The organism is Pseudoalteromonas sp. PA2MD11 (assembly GCF_017808125.1).
In the GTDB taxonomy this organism is placed as follows: domain Bacteria; phylum Pseudomonadota; class Gammaproteobacteria; order Enterobacterales; family Alteromonadaceae; genus Pseudoalteromonas; species Pseudoalteromonas simplex.
The window spans coordinates 42,253-55,229 of the sequence record NZ_JADKNF010000012.1 but is presented as its reverse complement, the minus strand read 5'-3'; the positions used below and the strand labels follow the sequence as shown (position 1 = coordinate 55,229).

Here is a 12,977-nt window from a genome sequence, read left to right as displayed (position 1 = left end):
GATAACTTAAAAAGGATTGTTAGGGATACATGAGGCAATCATTACAGCTGCGCATGGGCCAGCAACTTACAATGACTCCACAACTGCAACAAGCCATTCGCTTGTTGCAGCTCAGTACATTGGATCTCCAGCAAGAAATTCAAGAAGCGCTTGATAGTAATCCTCTGCTTGAAGTGGAAGAAGCGGATTACAACGAAGAAAGCATCGGTAAGAATGAGCAAAAAGCGGAGTCTGACGATGTACAAGTCAGCGCGTCTGCCGACGAAGCACCTAGCGAATTCGAGCAAGAAAGTAGTGATGCTCTGAGTAAGGATACGGTTAGCGATGACTTAGCTATGGATATTACGTGGGATGAGTACATGAGTGCCGCCCCATCAACATCGTCTGGGCCAATGCCTGAAGACGAGTCTATTTACCAAGGTGCTTCAACAGAAACACTGCAAGAATATTTAATGTGGCAACTACAGCTCACACCATTTAGTCCTACCGATGAAGCGATTGCCGTTGCCATCGTTGAAGCTATCGATGACTCAGGTATTTTAACGGTTAGCTGCGAAGATATTGTCGAAAGCTTTAATCAAAATAATGATGAAGAAGAAATCGAACTAGATGAAGTTGAAGCTGTCTTAAAAAGAATACAGTTATTCGATCCAGTTGGTATCGGCGCGCGAAGTTTACAAGAGTGCCTGTGTATACAACTTCGTCAATTCGATGCCAATACGCCATATTTAGCTGAAACTAAAATGGTTTTATCTGAGCATATCGAATTATTAGCAAGTCGCGACTATCGCACTTTAATGAAAAAGACTAAGCTTAAAGAAAACGAGCTTAAAGAAGTGATGACGCTCATTCACAGCTTAAATCCTAAGCCTGCGGATAGCATAGTACGCGAAGAATCTGAGTACGTTATACCTGATGTATCAGTGAAAAAAGTGAAAGGCCGCTGGGTAGTCGAGTTAAACCCAGATTGTATGCCAAAGATTAGAGTGAACAGCCAATATGCGGCGATGTCTCGCTCTGTTAAATCAAGTAGCGACAGCCAATTTATTCGCTCTCACTTACAAGAAGCAAAGTGGTTTATTAAGAGCTTAGAAAGCCGTAACGATACGCTTTTAAAAGTGACCAACTGTATCGTTCAACAACAACAAGCTTTCTTTGAGCATGGCCCTGAGGCAATGAAGCCGATGGTGCTAAATGATGTTGCTGAAATGGTCGAAATGCATGAATCGACGATTTCACGGGTAACAACGCAAAAATATATGCATACCCCACGGGGTATTTTTGAGTTGAAATATTTCTTCTCAAGCCATGTCAGCACCGAAAATGGTGGTGAGTGTTCTTCTACAGCAATACGCGCTTTAATCAAGAAGTTAGTCGCTGCAGAAAACTCAGCTAAACCATTGAGTGATAGCAAAATTGCAGATATATTGGCTGAGCAAGGAATTAAAGTAGCTAGACGTACAATTGCAAAATATCGTGAGTCTCTAGCAATACCTCCGTCTAATCAGCGTAAGAGTCTGATTTAGACGTTTTACATAGAAGGAAAAATGCTTATGCAACTAAATTTAACTGGTCGTCATGTAGAAATCACTGATTCATTAAGAGACTATGTAAACACTAAGTTCGCAAAACTAGAAAGGCATTTTGATCATATTAATAATGTTCATGTCATTTTAGATGTAGAAAAATTAAGCCAAAAAGCAGAAGCAACTTTACATGTAAACGGAGGCGAGTTGTTCGCTTCTACAGAACATCAAGATATGTACGCAGCAATTGACTCATTGATCGATAAACTTGATCGCCAAGTCATTAAGCATAAAGAGAAATTAGCTCGACATTAAATTATGAAACTTAGTTCACTTACTAATCAGGACTGCAGCAAAGCTGCGGTCCTTTTTAATAGCAAAAAAAGAATTCTTGAGTATATTAGCGAGTTAGCTCACCAGCAGTTTCCTCATTTATCTCAACAAGATATCCTAGATGCTTTTCTGAACAGGGAAAAGTTAGGTAGTACAGGTATCGGCCGAGGAATAGCTATTCCCCACGGTCGAATGAGTGGTGCTGATGAACCTCATGCATTTATTATTGTCAGTGAATCTCCCATCAATTTTGATGCGATAGACAATCGTCCCGTTGATATTTTTGTGGCACTCATCGTACCAGATGGCGATTGCCAGTTGCACTTGAAGACCTTGTCAACAATTGCTGATAGACTTAAAGATAAAGATTTTTGTAAACAGTTGCGAAGTGCTACAAGCGATCAGCAACTATTTCAAGTAATTGCATCAGAGGCATAAATGGAATTAATAATTATCAGCGGTCGCTCAGGCTCGGGCAAATCGGTCGCTTTACGAGTTCTTGAAGACTTAGGCTACTACTGTGTTGATAATATTCCTGTCAACCTACTGCCTTCGCTCGTGCGAAGTGTTTCTGATAATTATGACAAAATTGCCGTCAGTATCGACGTACGTAACTTACCGAAAGAGCAGCAAGAGTTTAATGATATTCTTGAGTACCTGCCAGGTTTTGCTAACCCAACACTATTCTACCTAGATAGTGATGATCAAACCCTAATCAAGCGTTTTTCTGAAACTCGCCGTTTGCATCCATTATCGATTGATTCTTTACCGCTTGATCTTGCCATTAAACAAGAAAAAATCCTGCTTGATGTGCTGATCACCCGCGCTGACTTTATGATTGATACCACTGATTTGAGTGTTCATCAGTTAGCAGAATCAATTCGTGAAAAGATTTTAGGTAAGAAAGATAAAAAACTGATTATTACGTTTATGTCGTTTGGTTTTAAGCATGGCATTCCAAAAGAAGCTGACTACGTTTTTGATGCACGCTTTTTACCGAACCCACACTGGGAGCCTGATTTAAAGCCACTAACCGGCCTCGATCAGCCTGTCAGGGATTATTTAGCTAGCCACAGCATAGTGCAAAAGTTCACTTGGCAGATTCAAACCTTTGTACAGACTTGGTTGCCACATCTAGAGCGCAACAACCGCAGTTACCTAACCATTGCAATTGGTTGTACAGGAGGCCAACACCGTTCTGTTTACTTAGCGCAAACAATTGGTGAAAGCTTTTCTAAAACTCATGCTAATGTAAAAATTCGCCACCGCGAACAAGATATCTAACTAGGCACCAACAATGCACGCTGAAGATACCTTTTTAATTCAAAACAAACTTGGCTTACATGCTCGCGCTGCGACTGTTTTAGCGCAACTAGCACTGCAATTTGATGCCAAAATTACACTTTTTCAAGATGAGAAAGAAGCTGAAGGCGACAGCGTGTTAGCGTTAATGCTCCTTGAAAGTAGTCAAGGAAAAGAGGTTCGTGTTGTATGCGAAGGTCCTGACGCTGACGCTGCATTAACGGCAATCGGCGAATTAATTGCGCAACGCTTTCACGAGCAAGAATAGCATTTGCTAAGACTTCAAGGTTTACGGTAAACTTACTTCGGATATTTAAAATTCCCTTTAAATATCCTACTTTTATATCGCTCGCTTTTCTAAATTACAAAACTCTTAATAAATTTATCGCAGTGCGACGATATCTCTGCAAATACACTACAAAGCAACTATGCTGTATTTGCATAGCCTATTTAAACTTTTTTCAGTTGTAAGGACGCCAATGCCAGAAGCCTTTGAACAAGATTACCCACTACAACAACTCAAACAAGTGACCAAGTCACTCAATAGTGGTCAATTTGTTCAAGTGCGCGGCATGTTAGCCAAAACGGCACCTTGTGATACAGCCCTTTTACTTGAGTCTTCTCCCCATAAAATTCGTCGTATGCTTTGGCAGCTGGTTGACCCAGATGTCCGTGGTGATGTTCTAGAGGAACTCTCTGAAGATGTACGTCTTGGCATTATTGCCCAGATGGAGCCTGAGCACATTGCTGCTGCTACAGAAGATATGGACGACGATGACTTAGGTGAGGTTTTACGTAGTCTTCCTGATACCGTATATCAAGACGTTGTTAGCGCGATGGACTCGCAAGATAGAGAAAGGGCAACTCAAGCGCTTTCTTATCAAGAGCGCTCAGCCGGAGCCCTGATGAACAGCGATACGGTAACCATTCGTCCAGATGTTACCCTAGATGTAGTTTTACGCTATTTACGCTTACGAGGTGAGTTACCAGAGGGTACCGATGATTTATATGTAGTTGATAAACATAACTGCTTTTTAGGGGCGCTTTCGTTAACCACGCTACTGACAAGTCCTTCTGATAAAGTTGTTCGTGATTTAATGGATGAAGACTGTGAGTCAATCCTAATCTCTATGGATGAAAGCGATGTGGCGCAGCTATTTGAGCGTCACAACTGGATTTCAGCTCCTGTTGTAGATGATAACGCTCACTTGCTTGGCCGTATTACCATCGATGATATCGTTGACGTAATCCGTGAAGATGCAGAGCACAGCATGCTAAGCCTCGCTGGTCTTGACGACGAAGAAGATACCTTTGCGCCAGTGCTAAAAAGTTCGCAGCGTCGCTCTATTTGGCTTGGGGTTAACTTATTAACCGCATTGCTAGCAGCAATTGTGGCAAGCTTTTTCGAAAACACCTTAGCAATCTTACCTATTTTAGCGGTACTCAATGGTATCGTACCTTCAATGGGTGGCGTTGCAGGTAGCCAAACCTTAACCCTGGTTATTCGTGGTATAGCGGTTGGCCATATCAACCAAACCAACCAACGCTTCTTATTACTCAAAGAGCTGGCGATTGGCGCACTGAATGGTATTATTTGGTCGATATTAATTGCTGGAGTGGTTGCCCTATGGCAATGGGACTTTAAGCTCGGCGCAGTGCTGGCCTTTGCAATGTTTATGAACCTTGTTGCCGCAGGTATTGCAGGTGCAAGCATTCCATTAATTCTTAAGAAAATGAAAATTGACCCTGCCCTCGCCGGCAGTGTGGTACTGACAACAGTGACGGACATTGTCGGTATCTTTGCCTTTTTAGGCACCGCAACCTGGCTATTAATCTGATACCAATTCACAATAATACTTAATTAAGCGAATTGGTATAACTAAAAACGGCCCTTTAAGAGCCGTATTTATATCTTTTACTTTGCACGCTGCTTATTTTTACCTACTCTAGGTTTAGTATTGGCCTTTTTAAACTGGCTAAAACCGGTATGACGAGTCAGTGCTGCACGGCCTTTACCGCCCTTACCTTTAGCAGTTTTCTCGTTTCGACCTTCTTCAGGTACCAAACAATTCGGCCCTTTACCAATTAAATTCGCTTTGCCCATTTTTCTTAGTGCTTCACGGATCATCGGCCAACCAGCAGGATCGTGGTATCGTAAAATCGCTTTGTGTAAGCGACGCTGGCGTGCGCCTTTTGGAACAGGCACTTGCTCAGTATTGTTCTTAATATTGCGCAGAGAGTTCATCTCAGTGTGATAAATTGTGGTTGCATTGGCCATCGGCGATGGATAAAAGTTTTGTACTTGATCAAGCTTAAAGTCATGAGCCTTCAACCATAGCGCCATATTCACCATGTCTTCGTCTTTCGTTCCTGGGTGAGCAGAAATAAAATACGGGATCAAATACTGCTTTTTACCCGCTTCTTTTGAGTATTTATCAAATAGCTCTTTAAACTTATCGTAAGCACCCATGCCCGGCTTCATCATCTTAGATAATGGACCATCTTCAGTGTGCTCAGGCGCAATTTTTAAGTACCCGCCTACGTGATGGGTAACCAACTCTTTTACGTAGCGAGGGTCTTCTACGGCTAAGTCATAACGTACGCCAGACGCGATCAAGATTTTCTTCACACCTTTTACATCTCGAGCTTTTTTATAAAGCTCAATCGTTGGGGTGTGATCCGTGTCCATGTGCTTACAGATATCAGGATAAACACATGATAAACGTCGGCACGTACTCTCTGCTTTTTTACTCTTACAGCGCAACTTATACATATTCGCGGTCGGTCCGCCTAAGTCAGAAATAACCCCAGTGAAGCCCGGTACTCTGTCACGAATTTGCTCAATTTCATCAATAATTGATTGCTCAGAACGGCTTTGAATAATACGTCCTTCGTGCTCTGTAATCGAACAGAAAGAACAACCACCAAAGCAACCACGCATGATGTTCACCGAGGTTTTAATCATTTCATAAGCTGGGATTTTTTCATCGCCGTAGCTTGGGTGCGGAATACGCTGATAAGGCAAACCAAATACGCCATCCATTTCTTCAGTTTCAAGCGGAAATGCAGGCGGGTTAACCCAAATAGAGCGGTCGCCATGGCGTTGAAATAACGCACGTGCACAACCTGGGTTTGTTTCTTGGTGCAAAATACGCGAGGCATGGGCATAAAGCGGTTTATTTACGCTTACTTGCTCATACGCTGGTAGCTTAACGTAGGTCTTTTCCCAAGGCTTAGGACGAGCAGGCTGAATCGTGATTGGTTTAGCCGCCTCGGCACTTAAATCGATCCCCGCTTGCTTAAATTCAGACTTACTACAACCCACATCATCTGCGCCATACGGGTTTGGAATTGGATCAATCTTACCGATTTTATCAATTGCAGTTGAGTCACTACCGCGCCAACCCGGTAATGGTTCTTTACGAATAACCGCAGTACCACGAATATCTTGAATTGTCTCAACCGACTCACCCGCAGCAATACGGTGGGCAACTTCAACAAGTGGGCGCTCAGCGTTACCGTAAATTAAAATGTCAGCTTTAGCATCAAACAATACACTACGGCGTACTTTTTCTTGCCAATAATCATAATGAGCAATACGGCGTAAACTCGCCTCAATACCACCAATGATCAGTGGCACATCTTTATAAGCTTCGCGACAGCGTTGGCTGTATACAACTACCGCACGGTCAGGACGTTTACCGCCTATGTTACCCGGAGTATAAGCGTCATCATGACGCATACGCTTTTCAGCAGTATAACGGTTGATCATCGAGTCCATATTACCCGCTGTAACACCAAAGAATAAGTTAGGCTTACCTAACGCCATAAAGGCATCTTTTGAGTTCCAGTCAGGCTGCGCAATAATACCCACACGAAAACCCTGTGACTCAAGCATACGCCCAATCACAGCCATACCGAAGCTTGGGTGATCTACATACGCATCACCACTGACAATGATCACGTCACAGCTATCCCAGCCTAACGCGTCCATTTCTGCACGAGTGGTTGGTAAAAATGGCGCCGTGCCATAGCATTCAGCCCAATACTTAGGGTAAGAAAACAGGCCTCGCTCGGCTTTTAATGCGCTCATAAAGTGTACTCTGCTAACAAAAGGGGCGAATTATACCCCAGTCTTATAGATTATTATAGAAAACAAAACGCCCTTCACATGGGAGGGCGCTGTTTAATTTGTATGCACTGACAGGAACTGGCTATTGCTTAGCTTGCAGGTAAGTAATTAACTCTTTTTCTGGCATAGGCTTAGCGTACATGAAGCCTTGCACTTCATCACAGCCAAGCTGAGCTAAATAATCTGCTTGCGCTTGTGTTTCAACCCCTTCTGCAATGGTTTTTAAGCCTAACCTTGCGCCAAGAGAAATAATTAACGCAGCAATCGCCTGACAATCTTGACCAGGTAAATCTTTGATAAAGTCGCGATCAATTTTTAGTCTGTCTAATGGTAGTTTTTGCAAATAGCTTAACGACGAGAAGCCAGTACCAAAGTCATCAATTGCAATCTCAATACCAAACTCTTTAAGTTCTTTTAATGTGGTGATCACATTAGCTAGCTCATCCATAACCACGCTTTCGGTCACTTCGAGTTCAATAAACTGCGGTTTTACATCGTATTTAATAAGCGTGTCTTTTACTTGCTGAGCATAGCCTTTAACTTTAAACTGCGGTACTGAAACATTTACGGCAATACTGATTGCAAAGCCCATTGCTTCAAGGCGCTTTTGCTGCATACATGCTTGTTCTAACACCCATTGCCCTATATCAACAATTAAACCGGCATCTTCAGCCATCGGAACGAAAATCGCTGGTGAAATATACTGACCATTACCTGATGGCCAACGCAGTAGCGCTTCACAACCTATGATTTCTAGATTATTTAAATCAAGTTGCGGCTGAAACCAAACCTCTAATTTACGTTGTTCGAAGTCTTGACGAAGCTGTCTAATGATCCCTAAACGCCAAGCCATTTTCTCTTCCATGTCTGGGGTATAAGTCACCACCGTTTCAGCAGATTGTTTTTTAGCTTGGTTTAAGGCAATGTAACCTAGTTTTAAAGTCTCGATCCCTGCTTGCTGAAAGTCACCTTGATAACATAAGCCAATGTTAAAGTTGATTGGCAAAATATGCTCGCCAGCATTAAATGGTAAACTTAAATGCTCACGAAGTAACTCAATATCGCATTTATCAGCAGCCAACAACAAACCGAAAACATCTGCACCAATGCGCGAGATAAGCTCTGCATTAGGGTATTCTTGTTGTAGCCTATCAACAATTGCATTTAGTAATAAATTACCGATTTCTTGCCCTAAGCCATTGTTGATATCAGAGAATTGCGAAACATCAATTAGTAAAAAGACAAAGTCATTTTTGCCCGGCTGGTAGTAGCGCTCCACCTTATTCATGAAATCGTTACGATTCGATAAACCAGTTAATACATCTTTATAAGCTGCATCACGTAAACGGTTGAATAATCGAACATTATCAAGACCTACACTGACGTTCGTTAAGAATATCTCTGCAAATTGCAGTTGTGAAGGACTTGGCGTGTGCTCAGTTTCAAGGTAAATAGCTGCTTGGCGGTTTTTGCTTTTTAATAAATACGTACTGTCTACATCTGTATGCTGATGTTCACCTTGGGCTAGGCAGTTATTGACTTGCATGATAATACGGCCATCATCAAGTTGTTCAATGCCTTGACCTATAAACTCATTGTATTCAGCGCAGCCACCTAGCACATAAACCTGATTGTCATCTTCAATTGAGCCGCACAATAGCCCTTGTGGTTCGCAATCTAAAATAATCGAAAGCTGTTTAATAACCGCCATCGAAAACGCTTTAATATCAGTAAAACCAAGAATTGCCTTAGATGCATACAAAATATTATTTAAAGCACGGCTTTGAAATTCGAGCTGACAAACTTGTTCATAAGAGCGAATTGCTGTTACTAGGGCTGTGATAAGTTTACTACGTGTTAGTTCTGTTTTTGTTTTGTAGTCGTTGATATCGTATTCACGGATCACTTTTTCTTCAGGTGCATAGCCTGGTTGACCGGTACGTAAAATAATCCGCACATTGTGATTATTGAGGCACTCTCGTACCTGCTTTACAACTTGCAGGCCAGCATCATCTGATTCCATAACCACATCAAGTAAAATTACCGAAATGGAATGGTTACTTTTAAGTAATTCGAGCGCTTCTGAACCTGAATAGGCGTGGTGGAATCGTAAGCCTTTATCCCAGAACTCAACGCCAGAAAGCGCTAACTTAGTCACTGAATGTATCTCAGGATCGTCGTCGACTATTAATACGTCCCAAAACTCAGAGACAGTCTCTTCAACAAGCTGCTCCTCATCTTGGTCACTAAACAAAAAGTCGTTACTTTCTGATGCCATTAATAATTCCTTAGAGCAACCCTAGTAAAAATACCAACATTTTACAGTGATGCATAAAATTCTCTCAGTCACTTAACTATGATACATTTATCAGAACATATATAGTCATATCAGATAAATTATAGCCTAGGTTACGTATAATGTTATGAAAGATATAAAACTATTGCCCGAGGTAAAATGATAAAATTTTTTGTTTTAACTCTAAAAGCCCTATTTCTCAGTGCGCTAGTTATGCTTGTCGTTGGGCTATTACTTTCTCAACGCTATACGGTTCATAAATCAATACAGGTCACTGCTAGCAGCTCAGAAATAGCGAAACTAGTCGGTGACTTTAATCAATGGCATAAATGGCAACCATGGAAAAGCGTAGATCCCAGCATCAAGTTTACGGTTTTAGAGCCAAGCCAAGGCGTTGGGGCACACCAATTTTGGCAAAGCCGTTTCGGCGATGGCGAAATGACAATAACACAACAGAATAATGAACAACTTACTTTTAATATTTTATTTAATAAAGAGCATATAGCCCAAGGAACGATCCAATTTACAGGTGCTGGTAATGAAATAAATATTGAGTGCTCGTTACAAGGTGAAGTAAATACTCCTATCATTGGTGGCTACCTTGCATTATTAAGCCAGTATATTCTCAACAACACAGTTAAACTGGCGCTCAATAACATCAAAACCCATGCGCAGTTAGCAACAACAAACAAGGCTATTGCTCCCAATGACAGTGAAAGCGGCTCAAGCGAGAGTTAATCTTGCTAATATTATAGAAAATCAACTTGGCTACCCGATTCATAAGGCATCATCGGCTAGGATTAACCATGCGAGCGATGATAGCTACTCAGCACAAGGTCAGCAGCAATTAGCCTATCAGATTAAAGCGCAAGCAAGCTTATTGGAGCGCGCTCACACTCGCCAAGAAATTCAATTTATTAAACGCCAAGAAAATATTGAAACCATCATGGCGATGGCTATGGCGTTTTGCCCGGATGTCACGGGTCACCAACAGCCCGATTTTGATTGGATAGAGCGATTTATAAGTTTATGTGAAGACACAGCTAATTCCTCAATGCAAAAGCTGTGGGCAAAAATTTTAGCAGGTGAAACAGTATCGCCAGGCACCTTTTCGATTAAAAGCCTACAAACCCTTAAACACATGACTCAACGTGAAGCAGATGCCCTTCAGCGCTGTACATCATTGTGTGGATTCAACGAAAAAGACAACAGCCACTTAATTTTACTCGGCTTTTACAAGAAACCCTCGCTGTTTGATTTACTTAGAAAAGGTAATAAGGTGTCATTTAACTTAGGGAAAACCCCTGTTAGCTTTCCTGACATTCTGACCCTAATGGATATTAACTTACTGTATCGAAAAGAAATCGAATCGGCGGTTTTAAAAGCTGGTCAAGAACTAATACTGAGCTTTATGAATCAACGCTTGGTTTTAAAAGCAAAAAGTAATGACTTAGTACTCAGTTACTATAAATTTACCCAGACTGGTGACGAGTTAAGAAAGCTAATCGCATCACCAATAAACAAAGCTTATAAGCAAATACTGGCAACATCATTAGAAGATGAATTTGAAGTTAGCTGGCAAGCTTTAAAGTAAAGCCGCCAGCTAAAAATAAATCGAAAAATTCGATTAGAAATGAACTTGAATACCTGCAAACGGGCCCGATGCATCTAAATCTGTGTAGATATCATCAATATCATCAAGCTCTAACGTCATTGAGCGGTAACCCGCTTTAATATCCATATCGATTGCTAAGTTATCAAGTAAAGCGTATGCAATACCCGCTTGGTAATCTTGGACTTTACTATCGTCGATAGCCAGTAGGCTACCTTCAAAGAAAACGCTTAAACCCGTTAATGGTAAACCAACTTCAGCACGGCCATACACTAAAGGTACGAAACCAGAAAAATCAACACGCTCAGTCGTGTTTTGGCCACCTTCTTGAGATGTACCAGTCACAACAATTTCACCATCAAATTGTTTAGCATTTACACCTAAATCAATTGAAACCAAATCATTATCAAAGATTTCGTAGTATAGAATGTAGTCGACATGCGATAAATCACTCACAGTGCCTACTTGTGTGCCTACAACGTAATCAGAACCACCAAAACTAAACGTTTCATCAAGTGTTGTATCACCATTTAACTCAAGTTCAGTGTATTTTAGTTTAATGTTTGGTATTAACGGCACTGGGTGCTCAAGTGCTGCGTAGTAGCTCGTGAACGTTTCATCATCAAATTTAAAGCTTTGTAGATTTCCATCTTGAGCAAAACTACCACTGTTATCTGATTGCCAACCATCAACACCTAGGTATAAACCTAATAATGTATCAGCTTGTGCTGTTGGAGCTAAACAGGCCATTGAAAGGGCAGCTGCTAAACAGTACTTTTTCATCATTTTATCCTTGCGCTAAAAGTTCGCTAAGTTCAATTAGAGCCGCATTGGCTCGAGAAATATAATTCGCCATGACCAGTGAGTGGTTAGCTACAAAACCAAAGCCACTGCCATTTAAGATCATTGGGCTCCACACTGTTTCTTGCGTGGCCTCTAATTCACGAATAATTTGTTGCAGACTAACACGAGCGTTTTTCTTTTCTAAGACATCGGCAAAATCATATTCAACCGCTTGCAAAAAGTGTAGTAATGCCCACGTTGCACCACGCGATTCATAAAACACATCATCAATTTGCCACCAAGATGTTTTCACTTGGTTCTGTAAAGGAGCATAAGTTGCTTGATGAGCCGCGGTATCACCTGCTAAATCTGTATTCAAACGATCTTGACCAACACTTGCACTTAAACGCTGGCTCAAGCTGCCAAGACGTTTTTCTGCTTCTTTTAGCCAGCCACGTAAGTTATCTGCACGCGCATAAAATTGACTATCACGATCGTTCTGATCGGCAATTTGAGTGCGGTAGACAACGAGTAAATCAATGCCCTTTTGATACTCAGTTTCAGCACTTGGCCATGCCCATGCTACCGAGCTAATATTAAATTGCGGTTGTGCTTTTTTTAACGCTTCGTGTTCAGTTGATTGAGACTGCGAACGGCTGAAATCTTTACGCATCGACAAGACTAAATCGCGGGTCATTTCAAGCGCGCCATATTCCCATGCAGGCATGTTATCCATCATTACGCTCGGTGGCATCATATCGTTAGATAAATAGCCACCAGGCTTATTTAATAATGTACTTGCTACATTGATCAACGTTGTGGTTGTTGTATAGCCTGTTACAAACTTTTCACCACGCATCTGCGCTTCTTGTTTAGCCTTGCTTACAACATCCATACGAGCTGGTTCACTACTCCAGTAAACAGCAATCGCGTAAAAAATAATTAATATAATAAGTAATGCACTGGCTATTTTTCCTTTATGCTCAGACATAA

At 41.5% G+C, this 12,977-nt stretch carries 12 protein-coding genes; 8 read left to right on the top strand and 4 right to left on the bottom strand.

All coding sequences use genetic code 11. The annotated features are described in order from the left end of the window. Window positions 1-29 precede the first annotated feature (29 nt). The 6 genes from ISP07_RS13625 to mgtE all read left to right on the top strand — a co-directional run bounded on the left by ISP07_RS13625 (window position 30) and on the right by mgtE (window position 4,999). A complete protein-coding gene (locus ISP07_RS13625; RefSeq protein ID WP_209327934.1) occupies window positions 30-1,526 on the top strand; it encodes an RNA polymerase factor sigma-54 in 1,497 nt (498 codons plus the stop codon). A 27-nt stretch (window positions 1,527-1,553) separates the two neighbouring features. After that, window positions 1,554-1,841, top strand: coding sequence for a ribosome hibernation promoting factor (gene hpf / locus ISP07_RS13620; RefSeq protein WP_036971325.1), 288 nt, complete (start codon window positions 1,554-1,556; stop codon window positions 1,839-1,841). 3 nt (window positions 1,842-1,844) lie between these two features. Beyond that, window positions 1,845-2,297: a PTS IIA-like nitrogen regulatory protein PtsN gene (gene ptsN / locus ISP07_RS13615; protein ID WP_054554157.1), complete on the top strand. Its 453-nt coding sequence runs from the start codon at window positions 1,845-1,847 to the stop codon at window positions 2,295-2,297. Next, complete coding sequence (rapZ, locus tag ISP07_RS13610) at window positions 2,298-3,143, top strand: RNase adapter RapZ (RefSeq protein WP_138601999.1); 846 nt, start codon at window positions 2,298-2,300, stop codon at window positions 3,141-3,143. Between the two features lie 13 nt (window positions 3,144-3,156). Then, window positions 3,157-3,429, top strand: a complete 273-nt coding sequence (locus ISP07_RS13605; RefSeq protein ID WP_054554155.1) for an HPr family phosphocarrier protein — start codon at window positions 3,157-3,159, stop codon at window positions 3,427-3,429. A 211-nt stretch (window positions 3,430-3,640) separates the two neighbouring features. Continuing rightward, window positions 3,641-4,999, top strand: a complete 1,359-nt coding sequence (gene mgtE, locus ISP07_RS13600) for a magnesium transporter (protein ID WP_138601996.1) — start codon at window positions 3,641-3,643, stop codon at window positions 4,997-4,999. A gap of 77 nt (window positions 5,000-5,076) precedes the next feature. Here mgtE and ISP07_RS13595 read toward each other — a convergent pair whose 3' ends face one another. Further along, window positions 5,077-7,254 carry a YgiQ family radical SAM protein gene (locus ISP07_RS13595; protein WP_187491003.1) on the bottom strand — a complete coding sequence of 726 codons (2,178 nt, stop codon included), beginning with the start codon at window positions 7,252-7,254 and terminating at the stop codon, window positions 5,077-5,079. Window positions 7,255-7,375: 121 nt separating this feature from the next. After that, window positions 7,376-9,571: an EAL domain-containing protein gene (locus tag ISP07_RS13590; protein ID WP_209327933.1), complete on the bottom strand. Its 2,196-nt coding sequence runs from the start codon at window positions 9,569-9,571 to the stop codon at window positions 7,376-7,378. Window positions 9,572-9,748: 177 nt separating this feature from the next. Between ISP07_RS13590 and ISP07_RS13585 the strand changes: the two genes are divergently transcribed. Beyond that, window positions 9,749-10,327 carry an SRPBCC family protein gene (locus ISP07_RS13585; RefSeq protein ID WP_138601925.1) on the top strand — a complete coding sequence of 193 codons (579 nt, stop codon included), beginning with the start codon at window positions 9,749-9,751 and terminating at the stop codon, window positions 10,325-10,327. Beyond that, window positions 10,296-11,183: a TIGR03899 family protein gene (locus tag ISP07_RS13580; RefSeq protein ID WP_209327932.1), complete on the top strand. Its 888-nt coding sequence runs from the start codon at window positions 10,296-10,298 to the stop codon at window positions 11,181-11,183. The genes ISP07_RS13585 and ISP07_RS13580 overlap by 32 nt, the downstream gene beginning before the upstream one ends. Before the next feature lie 33 nt (window positions 11,184-11,216). On the opposite strand, the gene ISP07_RS13575 is transcribed toward ISP07_RS13580, so the two are convergent. Together ISP07_RS13575 and ISP07_RS13570 are read right to left on the bottom strand one after the other, a co-directional pair. Beyond that, window positions 11,217-11,984 (bottom strand): TIGR04219 family outer membrane beta-barrel protein, encoded by a 768-nt coding sequence (locus ISP07_RS13575; protein WP_138601926.1) that lies wholly within the window; start codon window positions 11,982-11,984, stop codon window positions 11,217-11,219. A gap of 4 nt (window positions 11,985-11,988) precedes the next feature. After that, complete coding sequence (locus ISP07_RS13570; protein WP_054554148.1) at window positions 11,989-12,975, bottom strand: DUF2333 family protein; 987 nt, start codon at window positions 12,973-12,975, stop codon at window positions 11,989-11,991. Between the last annotated feature and the right edge of the window lie 2 nt (window positions 12,976-12,977).